We start from the raw sequence: 22,940 nt of genomic DNA on the forward strand, positions 1-22,940 counted from the left end.
CCCTCTTTAAACTTGCTCCTCAACAACTAAGTAGCTCAAAATATTCGTTATATCTAAAATGGTAAGTGTTTTGTCTTTGTAGTGGGTAACTCCTTTGTGGTATTGCTTATTCTCTAGTTGAGCGATAGGTGTGGAAGCAATGTTTTTTCTATCTAAGTTTGCAACAGCAAACACATTATCGACAGGAATACCAACGAAGAAATTATCCATATTAATAACAATAGCTTTTGCGTACTCTTTAAAACTTGTACTAAGTTGTAATACACTTCGTATGTCTACTAAGGTTAAAATTTCTCCACGTAGATTAATGTTACCTATGATATATTGCGGACAACAAGGAACAGGTGTTACCTTGGAGAGCGAATAGGTACAAAATTCGCGAACATAATTTACATCTACACCGTAGTATTCGTTGTTTAGTGAAAATACGGCAAGAGAAATTGTATCAGTGTTGTCTTCTTCTACAATAATAGGTTGTTTTAATATTTGCGCGCGTTTCGCAAAGATTTCTCGCTCTTGAATTGTAGCTTGAGGAGAAAAGTATTGTGTTTCTTTTGATAATTGTTCTGTTTCGCTTTCTTGTATATCTAGATCTTCTTTCTCTTCTATAGATACATCTGTTATGTGGTTTATGAGAAAAGAGTGATCTAGTAACATCGCTATGTCGTTTTCAATCCGGGCCATGTTTTTTACAAATAGCGATTGTTGACCCTCTCCGTAAGAAGGGGTCGAGGTTATATCTTCTTTCATTATATCGTAAACATCGCAAATCTCGTTGACAATAAGACCTATAAGTATATTCGAAAACTCCAGAATAACTATACTGTCTGTAGTTGCATATTTTATGGGAGAATATCCTAAACGGACATTCAAATCCATAATAGGTATTATTTTTTTACGAATATTTATAACTCCAACGATGTGTCTTGGAGTTTCAGTAACAGGAGTTACTTCTGGTAACCACAAATTTTCAACGACAACACTTGCATCAATCGCATAAAGGAAACCGTGCACTCGAAAAATAAGATATGTTTTTTTCATAGTTTAGACCATTGCTTTTAATTTCTTTGAGGCCTGATTGAGTTGCTGAACGCCTGTTCGCGTTTTCTTAATTCCAAGAGCTGTTTCTTGAGATCCAGATTCTAAATCATTCATAGATTCACCCACTTGTTTTATTGCAGTGGCTTGCTGTTGCATGTTTAGTGATATTTGCTGAGTATTTTCGTACAAACTGTTCATTGCAATTGTGACTCTTTGAAATGACTCTGCTGTTTTTTGAGCAAGAACAGTGCCTCCTTCTACACTTTTTGTTCCCTCTTCAGTAACCATTACTGTTGAATTCGTCGCTTTTTGGATGTCAGCAACAAGTGTATTTATTTTTTCGGCTGATTTTTTGCTTTGATCAGCAAGCTTACGAATTTCGGCAGAAACAACGGCAAAGCCTTTGCCGTACTCTCCTGCTCTCGCGGCTTCGACAGCGGCATTCAATGCTAACATGTTTGTTTGTCCAGCAATTTCAGTAACAAGATTTGTAATATTTCCTATTTGACTTGTTTGCTCACTTAGGCGTAGGATTCTGTCAGCAATGGCCCCTACTTTTTCTTTAAGGTTGGACATTTCCATTAACGTTTTTTCTACTGTTTTTGTGCCTTCTTCAGTTAAGACTAAGGTTTGATTTGCTCTTGCAGCAGCTTCTTCTGCTTGTTCTGCGGATTTTCGAGAAGATACCCTTAGTTCTTCCATGGTAACAGTAGTTTCACCGACGGAAGATGCTTGCTGAGCCGTTGTTTGCTCATGCTCATCGACAGTTGTTGATATTTCAAAAGCTACATCGCTAAGACGATTAGCAGCTTCATTGATTTGTTTTGTCATTCCCACAGATAAAACAATGGCAACAACTAAAGCGATAACAACAAGTGTTACCATCCAAATATTTGCCCACATTTTTGAAGTGGATAAACTTTGGAACCCTTCGTTCATCGCACCGTGAATTAAATCTTCGACTTCTTCTGTTATTTTGTTAAAACTCATGAAAATTTTATCAAAATTTTCATCTTGCTCACCACCTATTTTACTTACACCTTGGTTTTTTTGCCAAATACTATAACGATTACGTGCAACTTTTTTAAATTCATCTATTTGACCTAACAGTTTCTTTTTTGTTTGCGGTTGCATATTCCAATTTTGCACATTGCGTACAACAGTATCTATTTCGTCAAAAACAACTTTGATCGTTTCCGCTTCATCTCCACTTAAAATTTCTTCTAAGAAAAGGTGAGCATTCGCAATTAAGTATTTTACTTTACCAATTTCTCTAACGTCTTTGATATTTGTACTTTGTTTTGAAAATAGATCTAGATTATCTTGGATACTATGATATAGAACGTCAAAACGTTGGTCTGATTGACTTCCTGTTTTTACAGATTGTTGTATTCCAAAGCGTTTGTAGCGTTCTTGCGCGATTTTTATAAACTCGTTGAGTAGACCCTTTACTTGAATTATCTTTTTTTTGACTTCTTCGTTGTTACTTGGAATAAATACTTGTTTACTGTTTCTCCCACCTTTGATGATTACATCGCAGTACCAAGTGCAACTATTGAGTAATTTCCATATATCTTCTATATCTTCTTGTCCACCACCCATAATTTCTTCAAACCATAAGTGCGCTGTTGTTGCATTTAGTCTTATTTCCATTGCAGCACTTGCCAAAGGTACTAATTTTTCTCCAACGTCTTCACCTTTGTTACCAATAATATTAGCGAAATACATGTTACATAGTCCGATAAAAACACCTAGCAGCGCAACAAGCATAAAACTACGAAATAATTTGTTTTTCATCCTTTTCCCCAGCGATTATGAAAATATTTTTGGAATAGCGATTTGACATTCTATGATTAAATTCTAGTGGTAAGAGTCATGGTTTCATTCGATTTGTTTTTGTCAGGCCGCTTATTTGGATTGAGTCTCTTTTTTTATGTACGATATAAGTTCTTTTACTGTGTTTTTGCCCTCGATGACAAGATCATCAGGTAGCTTTTGTAAAAGTTCTAACATACTATAGCGTATTTTTATAAAATTTTCATTTTCTTTTTTTATTTTATATATTTCACTTAATTCAAGATATGCAGTTATTTGTCTTGGATCGAGATATATAATTTTTTTTAAAAAGACTTTTGCTTCTTCTAAATGTCCTTGTAATTCCGCTATTTGCGCAAGTAAGTAATAAGGCTGTATCATTAGATTATCTTGGGCGAGGACTTGTTTGCAAAGAGATATAGCAGTCTTATATTCTCCTGTATTTGCATAAGCTTGCGCAAGTAGAATATGTAGTGGTAGATTTTTACTATCATCTGCGTCGATATAATTCTTCGCTTTTTCAATAGCCTTATAATGCTCTCTTGCATCAAGTAATTTTTGAATATGTAGGAGGGAATTATTTTTATGGAGAACAGGTGTTGTTTGTGTAATTTTAGTGTGATTAGTTGTCAAAGATGCTTTTTCTCTTTGATAAACTATTGATTCGAGAAAAACCGTTGTTTTTAAGTTAGGTATTTTCAAGTAGCTAGGAATTTCGTTATGGCCTGTTATTAGGAAGCCATTGCTTGCTAGACATAACGCAAATTTTTTGGCGATAGTATTTACAACAGGACTAGAAAAATAAATAAAAACATTGCGGCAAATAATAAGATGGATATTTTGATACTGAAATTTATCGCGGTGTAAATTACAGTACCGGAAATTAGCCATTGTACGAATTTTATCTTTGAGTTGCCACTCGTTATTTTTTTTATAGAAGTATTTATCACGTATTTTAAATTCATCTAAACGAAAGGACCAGTCACTATAAGTAGCTTGTTGGGCTTCTTTTAAATATTTTTGATTTATGTCTGTTCCTAGAATAGAAATATTCCATTTGTGCCACTGAGGTAATAATTCATTTACTAGTATTGCCAACGAATATACTTCTTGTCCACTAGAACATCCTGCGCTCCATATGTGCAATGTTTTATCTTTGCGTTGTTGTGAAATTAGTTGCGGCAGGATAGTTTCGCGGAGTAACTTAAACTGTCCTGTATCTCGAAAAAAATAACTTTCACCAATGGTAAGAACATCAACTAGTTGTTCCCATTCTTTCTTGCTCTCAAGGCTATTAGTTTCTAAAAGATTACATAGTTGTTGTTCTGTACAAGTGTGCTCTTGTAAATAGCGTTGTATTTTTTGCTTTATGCTTTGGGAACCTTTGATTTGCATTCCCGTTTTTTCGGTGATAATTCGCATTAAATTTTGCAATAGATTTGTCCTAGACGTTTGATAATAAATTGGCTTATTTTTGTATGGAAAAAACCATGATAATCATTGGATGATACTCTAGGATGATGAAAATGAGGTAGTAAACTTAATCGATTTGATTCTGTTGCGATAATTCAATAACAAATTTTGTGAAATCAATTTGTTAAATATTTAACAAATTGATTTCACACAGTGCAACAAATTAGGTTTTCTTAAAAATCAGAATCATCGCTTGCTTCTTGTAAACTTATTTGTATTAGTTTGGTGTTTTCGCGTTCACTTGCACGAACATTGATGTTTAAACCTTCAGCTTCAGCTGTATCTGTAAGAAGTTCTGCTACTCCCCCTACATTTCTAGTTGGGTTAGAAATTTCATATTCAAAATGCGCAGACTCAGCAATCACTTTTTTGATACGAAAGTAATTTTCACTTTCGAGGTCTTTTAATACAGTTTTGAATATCTGAAGTTTTTCTGGTATTTCAATAACACCGCGAATACGAAAGCTACTTTTTATAATATCACCCAAGCGATTTTCTAGAGTAGTTTGAAGTTCGGAAGCGAGTTGCGGCAGGACTGTTTCGACAGCTCGTCTTTGTTTATCATCTAAACTTCCACTAGGGTAGTATTTTCGACCAGAACTTTTTACTATGTTTGCCAAGTTTTGTTTGCTAAACATGTCAACAACACGACACCCTAGGCGCGCCTCATAAAATCGTTTAGGCTGACCTCCTATATTTCCATCATACGGATTGACCTCGCACCATAAGTAAACACAGATGTCAGCAGCGCTGAATTTACGAAAAAGAATATCTTGATATGTAAGCATACCACTACCTGTCGTCGACATTACTTCATCTTTGATATCTTTATCAAGTTGGTGAGTGTCTATTATTGTAAAAGTACCACTTAATGCTTGTGTTACCTCAGCAAAAATCATTTCTTGTTGGACAAGTACTTTTTTTACATGATCTCCCGCAAGAATCACTGGGTATTCTTTTACTTTTCTTCTAAGCTCTTCTTGTTGCCAAGAATTCGAATCGTTATGTACAGGATCTGGAGTTGCATTGCCTCCGCCCATGTATGCAGGAGTTTGTTCTCCTGGATCATTGATTGGTCGTGTTACCGTAGTTTCTGCGCATGATAGTATAAAAAAAATCATGCTAATAAGAACAAGAGAAATATTTTTCATACTTTTTCCGTTTCATAAAATATAGCTTTTGCTAACAAAAATTGGTTTGAAGTGGTGTGAAGGATGTTTTGGTTGTTAGAGTGGGTTTGTTGATTGGTCAATCGGGTAAAAATTTAGTTTTTGTGTGTTTTCGATGGAGAATAGGGGATTCGAACCCCTGACCTCAACAATGCCATTGTTGCGCTCTCCCAACTGAGCTAATCCCCCTAGATTTGAAATGAAATCATAACGTAAATTATCGTTTTTTGTCAAGGAAAATATTAAGTTCGCTGCAAAAAAAATTAGAATATGTTTTGGGTTTTGTTATAACTGTGTGGATGATTAAGATCTTTTATTGTTTACGGTATAAATTACCGCCTTTTCTGTTTAATTGGTTTCCTGACATTCTAAATGTTACTTTTTCAGAGAGAGTTTTTTCGCGAACAATATTAATGCCATCGCGAATGGTGGTTTCTGATGTATACTTTACTAATATTTTTGCACTCTTTTGTTTCCAAAGAAAATCACGATAGTAAGTATATAAGTGTCCATTAAAATCTTTGTCTCTCGTTGCTGTGCCGCGCCCGCCTTTTTGAAAACTCATATGAAAATTTTTATCTGCCGCTTCCCAATTCCCTACAACGCTTTTTGTTCTTTTTTTATTTTTTCGAGTTCTTCTCGTATTTTTTTTCTTACGTTTTTTAGTGGGCTTTGTTGGTGTAGAAAGACTTGTGTTTTGAGATGAGTAGTTACTTGTGGAATTGATTGACGAGTTGTAACTTAGATCTACTGTCGATTCTGAAGTTTCTTCACTACTACTACATCCGTTTAATATGATAACTAATGCGAAAAAAAAGATTATTGTGTCTTTCATGATTTTCTAATGAACGAGAGTTTTCTCGGTCATCCTTTCAACTTAGTTCGGGCGTGTCGACACGCTCTAGGGAAGCTTCTTTATTCTGAGATTTTTTACGTATACTAGTGCTGGAACATTCTGTATTTCAGGGGCTAAACCAAATCCAACAATACCTGGATTGGCTGCTGGTATGCTAAAGCGTGTTAAACGATGATTTGTGTTATCTATCTGTATTAGTATTTTGTTATTTTGAGCAATGGCAGTTACGCTGTACCAACGATTTTTATGAGGAAATACGCGCATTTGTCCTAAAAAATATGGGAATTGCGCGGAAGATATAAAATTGCGCACAAAAATGCCTAGCTTTCCTTGTTTAATAAAAACATCTGCCTTGAATTCATAGTTTTTCCATTGGGGAAAATCGCTAATTTTCATGAGTCCAAATGAGGTAGTTACAGTACCTATCCACACTCCATTTTTCTGAGTCCATTTAGCATTATAAACAGACGATATATTACTAACTTTTTTGAACTGTCTATTTGAGTCACTAACTTTTTTTTGATTTTTGTTGGCATTTGTGTTCAGATTCTTGCTTTTGTTTTTATTCGTAGATGTGTCCATTTTTTTGGGTATTTTTGTGCTTGTTGTAATTTTAAGTTTTTCTTGTTGTGTCTCAGGAGAACTTAAAAATGGGTATATACAAACAAAAGCAATTATAATACCTATACTAAAAGAGAATAGTAAGTGAGTATAATTTCGAGAGTAAGTAGTCGTTGGGTTATTTTTGCGATGAGATGTTTTAATATTCGGTTTCGCGCGACGTTTAGATAGAGCTTTTTGAGGAACTACATTGTTAGTATTAATATTTTGCTTTGTCGAGGCCTCTAAGTTTAATGTTGCGTTGTTAGAGTTCAGTAGTTGAGAAATCTGTACAATATTTGTTAACAGTTCATTTATACTTTGGTAACGATTGGCGATGCCTTGGTCTAAGGTTCTATTTATAATTGATTGGCATTTTACTGAGATTTTTATGTCATAATCATTTATAGAGCGAAGATTATTTGTTGCGAGATTGTGAATAACCTCAATATCAGTGGAGGCATCAAAAGGGGCGCAACCTGTGAGTAGATGATAGAGTACTGCTCCTAATGAATAAATATCACTCCAAGGTCCTATTCTTTCGATATTTCCATTTGCTTGTTCTGGAGAAGTATAGTGTAAAGATCCACTGATTTCACGTAGTTGCGCGGATTTAAGCTCTGAGTGATGAATAGAAGAGCCACAACCGAGTAGGTAAACTTGTTTTTTTGTTAGAAAAATGTTTGTAGGAGAGAGACTACAGTGGAGGGTTTGTTTTTCGTGTATTTGTTTTACAATTAAGGAAAGATCTTCTATAATCTTGACAGCTTCTTGCTCTGAAAAACGTTGATTTTCCTTAATGTATTGGCTGAGCAGGGAACCTTCTAAGTATTCCATTACATAATAAGGGTTGCGATTGATTTTTCCGCAAGTAAGTATTTTTGGAATACCATTTATGTTAGAAAAAGCGTTTAAAAATTGTACTTCTCTTTCAAAGCGACGAAGGCGTGAAGGTGTCGAGCTTTGGTCTATGATTTTTAAAACGCGGTAATGGGCATTGTCGCGCACTTTGTAAATTTTAGTAGTTGCTTTAGAGTAAATTTCTTCAACCACAACATAACCAGAAATGTTCTGTATGTCTTTATAAAATTGGTTTGAAGCGGACATTGTGCCCTCCACTACTTTGAGAAATATGCAGGAATAAATTATGGAAAACATTTATCAAACATGTCAGCGCTGTAAACAAGGAAAGATAACGCATTATTCCACTAAAAACAAATGGATAAATATTGCGCTTGTGACTTTCTTCGTAATAATGGGTTACTTTTTTTTCACTACGGCAGCTTCTATTATTGCTGATAAATTAGTTGACAAAGAAATTCCACTCACAGATTCAAGACTTAAACAGTTACTAATAACAGCGATTCTTACAGCTGTTGTTGTTATCCCAGCACACTATTTTTACAATATCTTAAAACATCTGCGTTCATGGCTTACAAAAGAATGCCCGTATTGTGAACAAGGTTATATTATTGCACAACGCGCGTCTAATATTCAAGCAATTATTTACTTCTTCGATTTATTTCTTTTTCAGCAAATTTTGCTGCCGATGTTCAAAACGTTAACATTCCAATTTTTAAGAAAAACCCATAAAAAAGTATATCCTATTATTGCGTTTTTGAAATTTATTTTTTATCTGTCGTTATTTTTCGGAGCGATTCCATTTTTAGTATTTTTACTAGGCCGAGATCATCTACTTGGTTTGGTTGTTGCTATTTTTGTGATGGTGTATATTTTGGGGCTTATTTTCTTTGGAAGCGAAGAAAATCGCGTTTATCAAAAAGGCACTATTTTTCTTTCCATACCCTTGTATTATGTGTGTATGGTTGAAATATTTCGCTGGTCGTGGTTTTTATCGTCAAAAGATTTGTCGATAATTCCAGACCAATCTAGTTTTTTGTGGATGGGGATTGAAAACTTAATTCGTACACAACTATTTATGGATTTGTTTGAAGTCTACGATCTTGGCATTGCCACTATGAGTGCAACTACTTTTTTGACTCACAGTGCTATCTTTGCTACGAGATTAGTTATTGATATTGCTTTAATTGCGATGTTGATTCAGATGGCTATAGATAGTTTTCAACGCGCACGGCACTACAAGTTCACAGGAGAAAAAGTTGAGAATATAACCGAAGGTGAAGTTCTAACAGATTTAGAGAATTTGGTTCTGACAGGCAGCCCTAAGAATATCCACGATGTAAAAGAAAATTTAGAAACTGTTCTCGGAGTCGTTCAACAAGTAAAACCATATGTAAAAAGTGTACAGCAAGTGGCTTTTAACGAAGAAGATAAAAAAGCTGCTGAAGAATGTAGTTTGCAGATTGATCAATTGCAACCAGGTGAAAAAGAGGAAAAGCAACCCTACTCTATTCATTTCTTACAAAGAATTTTGGCGATTGTTTTTGTGTGTGCTTGGGCCTCTTCTTTTTCTTTAGGTATCAATACCTTTATCCGTAATGTTACGGCTCACGAGATATCTTTGCTGATGGCTGCTGCAGAAAGAGATCAATTTAAACTTGATCCTATTGCGCGACAAAATTTTTATTTAAAAGCGATTTCAAAAGATCTTACATATCATCCTGCCATTTGGAAATCCGCACAAACATATTTGAAAATGGCTGATGCGAATTTGAATTTGTTAGATACCGATGAGGCGCTAAACAATATTGAAGGATATTTCGAACAAGTCTCACTGTTGCGCGAAACTAAAGAGTATGAGAATTTATATCAAAGTAAAGTGACTGACTTGCAGCCTGAAGCTTACATGTTGCGGGGATTGGCATTTTTATTACAAGAGCGTACTGATCTAGCCATTGCAGAATTACGCCGTAGACAAACCCTTGTGAACAGACGTTTGATATTTAATATTATGCTGATGCAAACATCGCAAGGTCTATTTACAAAAAGCGCTGGCGATTTACTAGAGAGTGCTTACTCGGAACTTGGTTTTGATGCGGAGAATCCTTCTCTTGTTTATGGGCAACTTTTGGATTCTATTATAAATGGAAAAAATAACCGTTGGTATAAAGTAATTTATGATCTAGAACGAGTTTTAGAACAAAATAAAATTAAAAATTCTAATTTGAAACAAAAATTTTGTTTGTATCTAGCGCAAGCAGCGATGAGGCAAGGTAAAAAAAGCTACGATGTTGCTGAGAAATATTTTCGCGAAGTTTTGAAAATGCAACCTAATAATTTAGAGGTAGTACTTGGGTTGGCAAATTTATATCGCTTACAAAAAAAGTATCAGCAAATGTATGATATTTTACTCACTGCTCCCCAAGAAACGCGAAAAGTTTCTTACAATGCTTATTTACTATCAACTTATGTTTTGTTAGGAAAAAAAGATAAGGCCCTTGAGTTATTAGGCTATATTGATACTTATCCGGTGCGTAAACATCTTAAAGGATATGTGAAAAAGTACTTGTATGATAGTTTTCCTGAGGAAAGTCTTCTTGATGCTGCATTTTCATGGGATGTTGCTTTAGTTAAAAAACAACGAACTGTTGCTTATTTTTATTTAGCACTGCAAAATATACGCAAAAAATCATATGGAAAAGCTGCTGACTACCTGCGTCAAGTTATTTTACTTGGCCAAAGAGATTTAGTCGAATACCATCAAAGTAAAATCGAGTTCGAAAATATACAGATACTTCTAGAAAATAAAAACTATCAACCATATCTGTTTTTCGAAAAAGCATATTTTGAAAAATTAAATGATCTGGTAAAAACGGAATTACAAAATATTATTTCACCAGAAAAGAAGGCTATTGAAGGGTTAAAGCTCATAATGGAGAGCTCGTACCAAGAAAATAAAAGGCGTGGTATTCGTGCTTTAACTATTCGTCCGATTGTATCTGCAAAAAACTTTTTGCCGTTTTTGGTAACAGCTCTTCAGGAAAATGACGATGAGCTTAAGAAGGTAGCTCTAGAAGGACTTGTTGGGATAGGAAGCCTTAGTCTACCAGCAAAAGAATATGTCGAAAAAGAACTTGCACACTCACTAGAAGATATTCGTTTGCTTTGTGTGAAAGTTTTTGCTCAGTGGGGGAAAGAAGGGATCGAGTCTCTTGTTAAGGCGTTGGAAAATGATAGCGAGTATGTGCAACGTGATGCTGCGTATGCTTTAGCTCAATTAGGTGAAACGGCCAAATCAGCGGTAAAAGAGTTGCAAAAATTATTGAGTAATGAAAAAAGTATGGTGCGATTTGCGTCATTTACCGCACTAAGACAGATTGGTTCTCCGCATAACAAAGAAGCTCTTTTTGGAATTTCACTGAAACACAATGATCGCGATTTACGTTTAGCCGCAATGAGTGAAGTGGAAAAACATTATTCTGGTTTTTTTGATGAATATAAAAAAGATATTGTCCCATTTTTGATTGAAACATTACTGCACGATAAAGATGGACAAAACCGAAAATGGGCCGCTCTAAGATTACTTATTTACCAAGATAAGAAGATTTTAAATGATAAAAAAATCTTTTCCGAACTGGAACAAAAAACAAAATTGTCTTTATCATCATCGAATTTAGATGAAAAACTTAGAATGGCTATATGGCTACTTAATACTTACGATTTATGGAAACAAAAAAAAGAGCTTGCGCTTTCAGCAATAACAGAAAGGTGGAAGTTGGGCGATACTGAAGATCAACGTCGTGTTACTAAGCGTATTCTTTCTCAAGTAGTGAATAAAAATGTTCTTTTATTGCGCGCAGCATTTGAAGATAAAGATAAACATGTTAAAGATGCTGCACAATTTATGGTGGAACAAATGGTAGAAGCGCAAAATTTTTCGCAAACAGTTTCCGCTGTCATTGCTTTTTGTGCGGAGATAATGAAAGATAAAAATAATCATGTTAGAGCACTTAGTATGATTAAGTTTGCTTTGCAAAAAAAATTAAAAATATCAATGCCTGTTTGTTTGAAGTTTATACACCATGAGCAAAAACAAGTTCAAGAGCTATTCGTTAAGGCAATCGTTTCTGTCAAAAATGATTATCAGTGGACGATATCAGATATCAAAAATATTTTTACTGGTTTAAATAAAAAATATTCAGTGGTCTCATCTTGTAAAGTAGCGCACCATTTTCGTTTACAACATCCGCGGTTATTTTCTACGTACGCGCGGCTTCTTGAAAGCGAACAAAAAGAAGTTTTATTGTACTGTATTGATCTTGTTGCACTTTATTCGAATAAACAAGAGGTGAACAAACTATTTTCAAAATTGGCTAGTACTGTAGAAAATAAAGCAGATGTAGCGGACTATTTGTTTCGCAAGTGGTCCGCTATATCTACTTTTAAAGAATGTTACGATATGTCTCAGCAATATCCTTTCGCAGCTGGAAAATTCCCCTCTATTGTTTTGGAGCTACAAAGAAAACGCAATTTACAAGAAAATGAAATCACTGAATTCTTGTTTGCGTGGATGAAAGGGGCAAACAAAGATGCTGTGGTAAGCGCTACTGCTATACTTCCGCGTTTAAAAGTTTGGCCTGCCGAAGCAATGACAATTCTATTAGATTTGGTACAAACAAGTGATGAAGCTGTTAGTAGTGAGGCGCAGCGTGTTCTTTTGGAAATGACTTCAATATATGCTATTGAAGACTTGCGTACATGGTTGAAGGATGTGAGCCCAAGAATACGATCTGCAGCAGTAAAAGCAGTTGGTAAAATGGGCGTGCGTGCAGCAGAGCTTTTCCCTATTGTTCTTTCTCTGATAGATGATGAAAGCACACAAGTACAAGAGACTGTGGTTTCGGTGTTTTCTTCTATTGGAAACCCAGTAATACCATTTTTAGAGCAAGCATTAAGTAGTAGTGATCGTAAGAAAATCAATGCTATTGCATGTTTACATCAAATGGGTGAGCAGGACTCAGAAGTGGCGATAAAAACGTTAATTAAGTACATGAATTTAAAAGAAGATAATTTTACGCTTCTTAGTTTACGTGCACTTGAAAAACATACTTCAATTCGCTTCCAACCGATTGTTTTACCAGCACTACAGAAATTGAGTCTTCGTTCGGAAGAGTCGCAAATTATTTATTGGTATTTAATGTATGTTATTGGCGAAAAGCAGCAAGCTTTAAAAGAACTGACTAATCTTCTAGAAGTGTCGCAAAAAAATAGTCTAAAAATATTAGATCGTTTAATTAAAGTATCACCCAAGTATGTTGTTACTTATTTAAAAAAAGCCATGCAGCAGCGTTATAGCCGAATAGACGCTATACAGGCAATGGAAACACTTGCTAAGATAGAAAATGTTGCTGGTGTGACGATTATTTTGAATGAGATGAAAAAAGACGCAAATCCCGATGTACAACGTAAAGCACAAGAGGTTTTAGATTTATTATCCAAGTGATAAAGTTGTTTGTTTTTAGCTATAGATATAGGGCGTGTCATCATTCAAAATATTGTGTGTTTTTTCGAGCCCGAGCCCGTTTGCGAGCCCGTTTGCGAAACTTTCACTAACAATTTATCAAAGAAGCAAAGTTTCTTTTTCCATCGCAAAAAACTAGTATTGAACCAATAAATCACTTTCTGTCGCTCTCAAAAAGTTTTCGGGCGCGGGCTCGCAAACGGGCTCGGGCTCAATACTACTGGCGTGTCATCATTAAATGAATCCGTTATATTTTTATCTGTATTGAATGATGACACGCCCTAGCTAGTTCAATGATTGAGCCTATTTTTTTAAAGTAGGCTCAATCTAGTCACTTAAGTCATCGAGGATTTGTTGCAAAAGAATCAAAGTTCTGTGGAAAATGTCTTTAACATTTTGAAAAAGTTTTTCTAGGAGAGCAAACTCTGCTGTCTTAGCTTTCATTTCAATATCGCGGGCGTTGATGGATACTTCTTTCGCGCCTATATTTGCAGAAGATCCAGCAATTTTGTGAGCAGCGAGCATTATTTGTTGCCTGTTTTGGTTTTTGATTGCTTGTTCAAGGATGTTTATTGCTTTGGGTGTATCCTCTAAGTACAAGTTAAACATTTCTTTGACAAAATCTTCTCCATATAGTTTTAGGTCTGCAATTTGTTTTTGATCTAGTAAGATTTTGTTATTGATGGCTTTTTCTCCTAATTCTTGAACTGTAGATGTTGTTTTTGCTGTAGAGGAAAAGCATTCTTGTATAGTGTTTGATATATCACCTATTTTAATTGGTTTGCTTATATAACCGTTCATGCCAGCAGTAATACATTTTTCTTTGTCGCCCTGCATAGCATTTGCAGTCATTGCAACAATTTTTGGTCTATCATCACTATTCCATTTTTTTATAATGTGTGTAGTCGTTTGTAAACCATCCATTTCGGGCATTCTGATATCCATAAACACAAGATCGTATTTTTTTAGTTTTAGCGCTTCAATTACCTCTAGTCCATTTCCTACGGTATCAGGTAAGTACCCCAATCGCTTTAGGGCATGTTGGGCTATCAACTGATTTACAACATTGTCTTCTGCTATTAAAATTCGCAATGGAATTTTGGTAGACAAATGTAGGTTTCCTCTTACTTCTGAATTTTCCGAAGCAGATGTTGTTTGTTGAGAATAAATATTTATAAGACCGCTGTATAGAGAAAACTGCTTAATTGGTTTTGTGATTATCTCTACAATATTTATTGGTATTTTATCAATAAGAGTATCTTGGTCTGAAAGAAGAATAATAGGTGTAGTGCAAAATTCTAATGTTTTTAGTGCGAAATTTACTCCATCCATTTGAGGCATTTTCATATCAGCAATAATAATGTCAAAGAATTTTTGTGACAGTGTTGTTAAAGCTTTTGTTACCGATTGTTCAATTTCAACTTGCATTCCCCAGCTTTTACAAAGATCTTTAGTTATATTAAGACTTGATTCGTGGTGACTTATGATTAATATCTTTCGGTTTTTTAATAGCGTATTTGTGTACGAGCTATTTATTTTTTTGTTGGAAATAATTGATTTTCCGACAGTTATTGTAAAGTGGAATGTACAGCCTTGGGTTTGATTGTTTTCGCACCAAATTTTTCCTCCCATAATTTGAATAAGTCTGTGACAAATACTTAGGCCAAGACCTGTGCCTCCTTTTAAGTGTTCGTCTTGAAAGAAAGGACTAAAAATATTTTTTATCTTGTCTTTCGATATTCCTATACCAGTGTCTTTAACAGAAAATTTCAAGGAAATATTTGCCTCTGACTCCTCTTTTTTTTGCACTGAAATTTCTATTTCCCCTTTTTGGGAAAACTTTATAGCATTATTAACTAAGTTTATTAATATTTGGCGTAAACGTGTAACATCTCCGTATAACTGATATGGAATAGTCGGATCGATTTTGTATGTTAAGTTATTCTCTTTTATTGTTGCTTGTTGTGTTAGTAAATCGAGGAGATCTTCAATACATTTTACAAGTTCAAAATTTTGGTATTCTAACTGCATTTTTCCTGCTTCAATTTTAGAAAAATCTAGAATATCGTTAATTATAACTAATAAAGATTCTCCGCTTTTTCTTATGATATTGACAAACTCTATCTGTTTTTCTGAGAGTTCTGTTTCTAAAAGTATTCCTGCTATTCCAATTACTCCATTCATCGGAGTGCGAATTTCGTGGCTCATGTTGGCTAAAAATAAGCTTTTAAGATTATTAGCGGTTTCTGCTTCTTCTTTGGCTGTTTTCCATTCGTTTTCAAGTTTTTTGCGTTCAGTGATGTCCCTAAAAACAACAACCCCTCCTTTTAATTCTTTATTACTTTTAACAGGAGATGCTGTGGCAATTACATGAATCCCTTTAGGTAGAGATTGATTGCGAATTACCATTTCAGTAGGTTTAGGACTTATTCCTTTTATTGCTTGAAATAGGGGCAATTTATCAGAGGGAAAAGGAGTTATTTTGTCTGGAAAAAAAATACCGTACTGCTCTTGCCATTTTTTAGGGTTATTAGAATTAACTTCGCCACCTGTGAATTTTTTAGCCGCTTTATTAAATAATTTGATGTTGCCTTCGACATCTGCAAAAATAACGCCTTCTCCCATACTTTCAAGAACCAATTGTAGTAATTCTTGTTGTGTTGTTAGTTCTTTTTCTAGTTGTTTCTTGGCTGTAATGTCTGTGATAATAGCTAGGAAACCGAGTGGATTATTTTCTACATCTTTAATTAATAGTCCTACTGAATCGCTAACAAAAACTGTGTCATCTTTTTTTTTGTATTTGATTTGATAAGATGACGAACTTACCGTAGAGGATTTGTTGAATCTTTGTTTCCCTTGCTTTTGATAATCGTTTTTTGAAGTGTATAATATTTCGGTTTTTTTTGAATATACTTCTTGTTGTGAGTATCCAAATAAGTTGCTAAAAGCTGGATTTGTCAGTACAATTTCTCTCTCAAGGTTAGCCATCACAATTCCGTCAGGCATAGCATTAATAATACTTTGAAGTTGTGCCTTGGTTTCTTGTAGAATTTTTTTTTCTTTTACCCTCATAGCAATCTCTTGCTTGAGTTTTTTGTTTAAAGTGACTACTCCAGGTAGTTCTAGCGCTTTTGGAAGAATCTGAATAATTGAGATTGCTGCTGCCATTGAAATGAAGCCTGTGAAGATCTTTATCAAGCCAGAAAATCTATAAACAGGATAATAAAAAGTCCAAATTTCAAGAAAATGAGTAAAACCACAGCTGACAATAAATGCTGAAAATAAAAAAAATAGTGCAGGGAATGATTGCTCTCGTTTTTTTAAAAAAAACAAAATTATAGTAAAAGAAATTATCATGTACGCAATCCAAGTAAGTGCATCTGCTGTTATATGGAGCCAAACTAGCTCTGAATTCCAGCCTCCTCATGCGGTACGAGGCATAAAGCCTGTAGTGTCAAATAACTTACTAAAAAACTCTATCATTGTGATTGTCCTGAAGAAGAATTTTTATTTTCGTCCATACGACATGCAGCATTTAATATAAGAGGGGTAATTTCTAATTGTCTTTCATATTCTTCTGTTGATAGTACTTTCTTAAAAAAATGATATTCTCCTGATGTCCATGTTAGTATCTCGTGAATAATGTCCACGTATTCGTCAAATATTTTACCTTCGATTTCTGCTTTTACAAGAAGACCTTCTGATATGTTGAGACGACATATTTTTTTACCCTCAATTGTGTCTTTTAAAATGAACAACCCTGTTTTCTTATCATTTTCTAAAAATGTTAAGAAAGAGGCTATGCCTAGTTCGTCAACTAGACCATATATTTCAAATTGCTCTTGTTGTAGTTTGGAGTAAAAATATTCTTTTATTCTTTTGCTATAACCAATAGCTTTATTTACTCTAAATATCAATTCTTGTGTAGGAAAAGGTTTTTGCATAAAATCATCTGCGCCATTTCGAAATACGCAGGCTCGCGTATGAAGAGAGCTAAGAGATGTCATAAAGATAATAGGAATGAACATAAAGTCGGGTAGTTGGCGATAATTTTTAGTAAATTCCCACCCGTCCATTTCTGGCATTAGTATGTCTAATAAAATTACATCGGGGATAAAATTTTTAGCTTTTTCTAGTCCATCTTTGCCATCTTGTGCTTCAAGTACTTCAACATTTTGATTTTGAAGTACAGTTTTTACCATGTGGCAAATTATTCTGTCGTCGTCTACTACTAATACTTTACTCATAGCTCTTCCTTAAAAGTTGATTTTAAAGTTAAAAGTAGATTTATTGTTTACTAATTGCTTGTAGTAGTAAATCTGTAGGAGATAAATCAATGTTTTTTTCTGTTGTTGCTGATAAAAATTGAAATTCTCCTTTGTCAATATATAAAACGAAAGATAAAAGTTCCTCGATAGATTCTACCTCCAGAGTGGATGTGTAGTTTGTTATTCGTCCTTGTTCAAAACCAAAAGTATACTTTTGGCCTTTACTTTTTAATTTAAATGTTCCTGAAACTTCCGTTGATTCAAAAAAGCTAAGCAACGATGCCACTGATATTTCACATACTTCGCCTGAAAAAATTACTTTTTCTTTTAATTTTTTAAAGCGACCAGTTACATTTCTCTTAATTTTTCCCGATTGAGAAATAGCTTTTTCTACGCGGTAAATAAGTTCTTCTGCAGGAAAGGGCTTGTTGATAATGTCATCAGCACCAATGCTGAATACTTTTTTGCGTATATCTAGCGAGTCGGAGGCTGTCATCATAATTGTTGGAACAAAAATATATCTTTTACTTGAGCGAATTTTTTCTACGACTTTCCAACCACTCATTTTTGGCAAAGCGACATCGAGTAAAATTAAATCAACTTCTATTTTTTGTTTTAAAGCCGAGATGAGTTTTTCTCCTGAAGGATAAGATTTAGTATTTTCATACCCCTCTTGCCATAATATATTTTCGATAAAATTACAAATGAATTCATCATCGTCAGCAATAATTATTTTTTTGTCGTTGTTTTTATTTGGCTTACTATTCATTTTGTGGTCCTTGTATATAAGGTTGCTAACCCAAGGTGGAATTCTTAAATAAAATACCAATAGACATAGGTATACTATATCACTTGGGTATTTTCTAGTTTAAAACAGTTGGTGTGTTAAAGCTATAAGTATTTGGTTTATTTTGAAGATCTGTATGAAAAAATTTAGAGGTATTTAGATGAATTAAATAGAGTTGGTGTTCAACTCTATTTATTTAAATAATGAGGTCGTGTTACTAAACACTACAATTGATATTGTCGTAGTCCATTTCCCACTTGCGACGTCCATTATATATTAAACAGAACTGGTTTAATACTCTCCATTTACGTTTTTCACTATAATATTCTAAATAGGCAAGGTGTTTTTGTGCTTCTTCGTGTTTTTCCATTGCCGCAACAGATGAACCACCTTTGTTATCTGATTGAAAACCATAAATGCGGTTGACACTTTCGTAAGGTTTTATTGTTGGTTGCGCTGGAAAATTTCCGATGCCTATATCTTGAAGCAAAGAAACTTCTTTGTATTCATAGATCCAATCTAGTACTAGATCGTTTTCTCCAGGAACCACAACGCGGATTCTCATATCATTTACCGCACGGGTTACCGCACCGTTGTTTATAAAAGTAACTGGAAGCACCAATTTTACAAGACGAATATCTTTTGAGTTGAGTGGTTGAGCAACGTACATTTTTAGTGGTAAAGCTTTTAACCTACCTATTTTAAAGCGGCTATAGTATAAAGATACCAATGCTACAATTGATCCGAAGATTGATAACATAAAAGAAACATTGTCGCTAATTTCGAACGCTGATAGTACAAAAAATAAATGTTCCATTGAAGGCTCCTGACAACAAATAACGATACAATCCAAAATTTAAATGTTCTATGCCTATACAACATAAATCCTTCATAAAGTCAAGATACTGTTGCGATTATTTTCCTTACCCAAAAAATAGTCGCTGGTTATTAAGGATACTTTTGATTAAAATATACACCGCTTAACAACTTGAAAAATTAGCAAGGGGTTTGTATCTTGAAAAATTGGTTTGTAAAGTCGAACAACAGTGAGCAAGTTTTTGGGCCATACTCTCAAGAACTTTTACAACAGTACGTTAAAGAGGGTAAAATTCGAAACGGAGAGCATCTTGTCTCGACGGATCGCAATTCTTGGAATAGTATTGATGTTTTTTGGCAATCTACTGCTGAACTATCTACACAGATGATCGGAAAATATCGTGTTATAAAAGAACTTGGTCGCGGAGGAATGGGCGTTGTTTACCGTGTATTTGATACTGAGTTAAAACGAGACTGTGCTTTGAAAATGTTACTACCTGAGATTGCTAATGATTTGAAAGCAACAGAACGTTTTCAAAAAGAAACTCTCGCATTAGCAAAAATTCATCACTCGAATATTGTTCAAATCTATGAAGTACATCAAAAAAAGCCCTACTTTTTTGTAATGAATTATGTTGATGGGCAATCTTTTAGCGAGCATATTAAACAATTAAATATTTCGCAAAGATTACAGCTGTTTAGCAAAATATGTGGTTCTGTTGCTTTTGCACACAAACAAGGTATTTTACACCGCGATTTGAAGCCCGAGAACATTTTGGTTAAGGCAAACGGTGAGCCTGTTATTGTGGACTTTGGAATAGCTAAAAATATCGAATGTAGTGTAGATTTAACAAAAACAGGAGATCTCGTTGGTACGCCGAAGTACATGTCACCAGAAGTTGTGCTTGGAGAGATTGTTGATCATCGTAGCGATGTGTATTCTTTGGGAGTTATTTTATATCAAATACTCACAGATCGTTTACCTTTTATTGGAGGGCATGTGGTTGAAGTTATGCTGAGAATTACCTCAGAAGATCCGATAGCTCCTTCGCTTTTGAATGCATCTATTCCAAAGAATAGTGATTTAGAAATAGTATGTTTAAAAGCTTTAGAAAAGAAGCCGCAACAACGCATACCTAATGTTCTTTATCTTCAATCAGAAATAGATAATATTATTCACAAGCACCCAATAAAACTAAAGCCACCAACACTATGGCAGAATTTTAGTAAATGGCGAAAAAAAAATCCTTTACTATTAGTGACAGTAACAGCGATGTTTATTATTACTTGTTTAACTACTATTTCTATGTGGTTAGCACAGCGGCACAATAATTTTTTGCAAGAAGAAATCAAAATTTCTAGGGAAAAATTGCAAGAAGAAATTAAGACTTCTCAAAAAGAAATGGTCAGCGCTAAAAAAAGTGCTATGTACAATATACTTGAGACATTAAATTCTGGTATGGCAATACAAAATATATTTGTTGGTTATAAAAAAATAAAGCGTAGTTATCGTTATCTATACGAAATTATGGACAAGGTTCCTTTAGAAGAAGTGAAAAAGGATTATCGGCTCCTAAATATGCATTTACAATTTAATATTTTGAGTAAATTTCCTACCTTAACAGAAAAAAAAATGCCGGAGAGTTCATTTCCTTGTGTTTTTTCTCCTCAAGGAAAATACATTGCCAAAATGTATCGTGAAAATTCAAAAGCGATCTTATACATTTGGAAAAACAATAAAAAAAATTCATTGCTTAAAGATAACGCTTTCTTGAAAATCAAAAATGTAAACCATCCTAGAGTTTTATTTTCACCAAACAATAAATATATTGTTTATGAAGGTGTAAACAAGGAAAAAAGCAACACAAAGGGTGAAGAAATAAAAGAACTTTATGTTTTGCATTTGGAAAAACAAAAGAACGTTTTTTCGTGTAGAAATGGTTCTATTTTAAAGTCTACTTTTTCAAAAGACAGCCGTTACTATGCTTTTCGTTTACAACAAAAAAGAACTTGTTGTTTAGTTGATTTACACGATAAACGCAATTTTGTTGTTCGTACTTTTCCTGTAGGAAAATATACTGATATTTTGATTTCGCCCCAATCAAAATGGCTAATTGCCCAAAACAGGGCAAAAAATACACTGGTTATGCATAACATCCCAAAAAATATAACCAAAGAATATAAAGAAGAACTTTTTTCACGAACTTGCCGAATGTGCTTTTGCGAAGAGCATAAGATACTTATTGTTTCTTTCTCACGTATGCAAGTATTTGACCTTCGTAATCAAAAAATGTTTGAGTCATCCAGCTTATTAGGAGCCTGGCTACAATCCGCGCCCATACCTTTAGTAGGATCGTATTTTGCCATGGGAGAAAAAGATGGTCGCCTTATTTTAGTAAAACGAAATAATGACGATTCTATTTCTCAGGAAAGATTAGCTCACTATTCAGAGGTTCCTAATTCGAATTTGGTGTTTGAGCAGCCCATTTTTCTCGCAGCTAGCAAAGATAATGTTATTGAGCTTCGTAATATACGCGGAAAGAATACTATTTCTACTTTTGGTGAAGGTAGTAAAATACACCAATTGCAATTGACATCCGATAAAGAAGGGCTAAAAATTCTATTTTCTACAGAGCAAAACTACAAAGAATATAGACTCCCCTTCACAAGGTTAAGGATTTCAGATAAAGGTGTAAAACAAATTCTGCAGAAATTTACCGATATAACCAGTGATTTGAATCCTATACACTCTCTTGCTGTAGAAGATAATACTTTTATTTATGGTAGTAATGTAGGCTTTATTATTTGGAAAGATGATGCTGCGGTATGTTCACATACTTTTGATAATGTTCATTCGGTAAAATATAATAAAAAGCGTAACCAAGTTTTCATAAATACTATCGAAGGTAATGTTAAAATTTATGATGCAAAGAACGGTTCGTTCGTTAAAACATACAAAAAGCCTAAACTCAAAGGAATTTATGGCTTTGAGTTTTCTTTAGATCGAGACTATCTGTATTTTTTTTGTTCAAATCCTTCGGGAATACACAAACAAAATATACAAACAAAAACTACAAAATTTATTGCCCAAACCCAACGAATAGGAGCATTCTTAGAACTAAAGAATCAAAATTTGCTAGTGGGTCGTGGTGGTTGGTGGAAGAATGACAATAAGGTATATTTCATAACCCCTGGCAATAAAAAAAGCGAATACTAAAAGATGTAATGTTTAATCAAATAAATGCCTTAGCTACAAATAAACAACAAACGGTTTTTGCTGTAGGAGACATAACAGGTCAAGTTATTATATTTAAAGATATTTTCAATCCTAAACTGCAATATAAAATCAAAACAAGTAGTAAGATTACTAAACTATCTTTTTCTCCATATGGAAATTACCTTGCTGTATTCTCAAAAGATAATTGTTATGTCTACGATTTAGAAAATCCTAAAAATAGATTCAAAATGTATGAAGGATTCTACAAAGAAGATTGTACTACTTTTCATAATAATTGGTCAAAAGCGTATGTTTTAGATGGTGTTGGCGAAGTTATTGTTTTTGATCAGTCTTATATAGTTAATAAAAATAAGTTTCGTGAGAAAATTATCGATTGCGAAAAAATCATATCAAGCATCGATAGTGATTCTAGATCTCTTATACAATATATTGAAGATATTGAGAATATATTGAAATAAAACAAAGAAATATAATTTACAAAAATAAGGGACATTT

The 22,940-nt window shown here is 34.0% G+C and carries 13 protein-coding genes and 1 tRNA gene; 3 read left to right on the top strand and 11 right to left on the bottom strand.

From position 1 onward, the window contains the following. Nucleotides 1-6: 6 nt before the first annotated feature. The 7 genes from UABHE_RS00855 to UABHE_RS00885 all read right to left on the bottom strand — a co-directional run bounded on the left by UABHE_RS00855 (nucleotide 7) and on the right by UABHE_RS00885 (nucleotide 8,061). Entirely contained in the window at nucleotides 7-1,041 is a 1,035-nt protein-coding gene (locus UABHE_RS00855) for a chemotaxis protein CheW (RefSeq protein WP_372368248.1), read from the bottom strand. 3 nt (nucleotides 1,042-1,044) lie between these two features. Beyond that, complete coding sequence (locus UABHE_RS00860) at nucleotides 1,045-2,838, bottom strand: methyl-accepting chemotaxis protein (RefSeq protein ID WP_372368249.1); 1,794 nt, start codon at nucleotides 2,836-2,838, stop codon at nucleotides 1,045-1,047. A gap of 111 nt (nucleotides 2,839-2,949) precedes the next feature. Then, entirely contained in the window at nucleotides 2,950-4,290 is a 1,341-nt protein-coding gene (locus tag UABHE_RS00865) for a CheR family methyltransferase (protein ID WP_372368250.1), read from the bottom strand. Nucleotides 4,291-4,502: 212 nt separating this feature from the next. Then, nucleotides 4,503-5,480 (bottom strand): hypothetical protein, encoded by a 978-nt coding sequence (locus UABHE_RS00870; protein ID WP_372368252.1) that lies wholly within the window; start codon nucleotides 5,478-5,480, stop codon nucleotides 4,503-4,505. A gap of 134 nt (nucleotides 5,481-5,614) precedes the next feature. Further along, nucleotides 5,615-5,687, bottom strand: a tRNA-Ala gene (locus tag UABHE_RS00875). 124 nt (nucleotides 5,688-5,811) lie between these two features. Next, nucleotides 5,812-6,333 (bottom strand): hypothetical protein, encoded by a 522-nt coding sequence (locus UABHE_RS00880; RefSeq protein WP_372368254.1) that lies wholly within the window; start codon nucleotides 6,331-6,333, stop codon nucleotides 5,812-5,814. A gap of 66 nt (nucleotides 6,334-6,399) precedes the next feature. Further along, the gene (locus UABHE_RS00885; RefSeq protein WP_372368255.1) at nucleotides 6,400-8,061 is read right to left on the bottom strand and encodes a serine/threonine-protein kinase; all 1,662 of its coding nucleotides are present in this window, start codon (nucleotides 8,059-8,061) and stop codon (nucleotides 6,400-6,402) included. 40 nt (nucleotides 8,062-8,101) lie between these two features. Between UABHE_RS00885 and UABHE_RS00890 the strand changes: the two genes are divergently transcribed. Next, entirely contained in the window at nucleotides 8,102-13,318 is a 5,217-nt protein-coding gene (locus tag UABHE_RS00890; protein WP_372368256.1) for a HEAT repeat domain-containing protein, read from the top strand. A 345-nt stretch (nucleotides 13,319-13,663) separates the two neighbouring features. Here UABHE_RS00890 and UABHE_RS00895 read toward each other — a convergent pair whose 3' ends face one another. The 4 genes from UABHE_RS00895 to UABHE_RS00910 form a co-directional block, all read right to left on the bottom strand. Beyond that, entirely contained in the window at nucleotides 13,664-16,504 is a 2,841-nt protein-coding gene (locus UABHE_RS00895; protein ID WP_372368258.1) for a response regulator, read from the bottom strand. A 311-nt stretch (nucleotides 16,505-16,815) separates the two neighbouring features. Next, nucleotides 16,816-17,583 carry a response regulator gene (locus UABHE_RS00900; protein ID WP_372368260.1) on the bottom strand — a complete coding sequence of 256 codons (768 nt, stop codon included), beginning with the start codon at nucleotides 17,581-17,583 and terminating at the stop codon, nucleotides 16,816-16,818. A gap of 40 nt (nucleotides 17,584-17,623) precedes the next feature. Further along, complete coding sequence (locus tag UABHE_RS00905; RefSeq protein ID WP_372368261.1) at nucleotides 17,624-18,373, bottom strand: response regulator; 750 nt, start codon at nucleotides 18,371-18,373, stop codon at nucleotides 17,624-17,626. A 235-nt stretch (nucleotides 18,374-18,608) separates the two neighbouring features. Further along, the gene (locus tag UABHE_RS00910) at nucleotides 18,609-19,208 is read right to left on the bottom strand and encodes a hypothetical protein (RefSeq protein ID WP_372368262.1); all 600 of its coding nucleotides are present in this window, start codon (nucleotides 19,206-19,208) and stop codon (nucleotides 18,609-18,611) included. Nucleotides 19,209-19,406: 198 nt separating this feature from the next. Between UABHE_RS00910 and UABHE_RS00915 the strand changes: the two genes are divergently transcribed. Next, nucleotides 19,407-22,424 (top strand): protein kinase, encoded by a 3,018-nt coding sequence (locus tag UABHE_RS00915; RefSeq protein ID WP_372368263.1) that lies wholly within the window; start codon nucleotides 19,407-19,409, stop codon nucleotides 22,422-22,424. A gap of 8 nt (nucleotides 22,425-22,432) precedes the next feature. Continuing rightward, on the top strand, nucleotides 22,433-22,903 hold the full coding sequence (locus tag UABHE_RS00920; RefSeq protein ID WP_372368264.1) for a hypothetical protein: 471 nt from the start codon (nucleotides 22,433-22,435) through the stop codon (nucleotides 22,901-22,903). The last annotated feature ends 37 nt before the right edge of the window (nucleotides 22,904-22,940 follow it).

Origin of the sequence: Candidatus Uabimicrobium helgolandensis (assembly GCF_041508025.1) — a bacterium.
Taxonomy (GTDB): Bacteria; Planctomycetota; Uabimicrobiia; order Uabimicrobiales; family Uabimicrobiaceae; genus Uabimicrobium; species Uabimicrobium helgolandensis.

Coding starts and splice junctions, on each gene's coding strand:
- UABHE_RS00855 (WP_372368248.1), bottom strand. CDS start 1,041: ATGAAAAAAACATATCTTATTTTTCGAGTGCACGGTTTCCTTTATGCG.
- UABHE_RS00860 (WP_372368249.1), bottom strand. CDS start 2,838: ATGAAAAACAAATTATTTCGTAGTTTTATGCTTGTTGCGCTGCTAGGT.
- UABHE_RS00870 (WP_372368252.1), bottom strand. CDS start 5,480: ATGAAAAATATTTCTCTTGTTCTTATTAGCATGATTTTTTTTATACTA.
- UABHE_RS00880 (WP_372368254.1), bottom strand. CDS start 6,333: ATGAAAGACACAATAATCTTTTTTTTCGCATTAGTTATCATATTAAAC.
- UABHE_RS00885 (WP_372368255.1), bottom strand. CDS start 8,061: ATGTCCGCTTCAAACCAATTTTATAAAGACATACAGAACATTTCTGGT.
- UABHE_RS00890 (WP_372368256.1), top strand. CDS start 8,102: ATGGAAAACATTTATCAAACATGTCAGCGCTGTAAACAAGGAAAGATA.
- UABHE_RS00895 (WP_372368258.1), bottom strand. CDS start 16,504: ATGGCAGCAGCAATCTCAATTATTCAGATTCTTCCAAAAGCGCTAGAA.
- UABHE_RS00900 (WP_372368260.1), bottom strand. CDS start 17,583: ATGAGTAAAGTATTAGTAGTAGACGACGACAGAATAATTTGCCACATG.
- UABHE_RS00905 (WP_372368261.1), bottom strand. CDS start 18,373: ATGAATAGTAAGCCAAATAAAAACAACGACAAAAAAATAATTATTGCT.
- UABHE_RS00910 (WP_372368262.1), bottom strand. CDS start 19,208: ATGGAACATTTATTTTTTGTACTATCAGCGTTCGAAATTAGCGACAAT.
- UABHE_RS00920 (WP_372368264.1), top strand. CDS start 22,433: ATGTTTAATCAAATAAATGCCTTAGCTACAAATAAACAACAAACGGTT.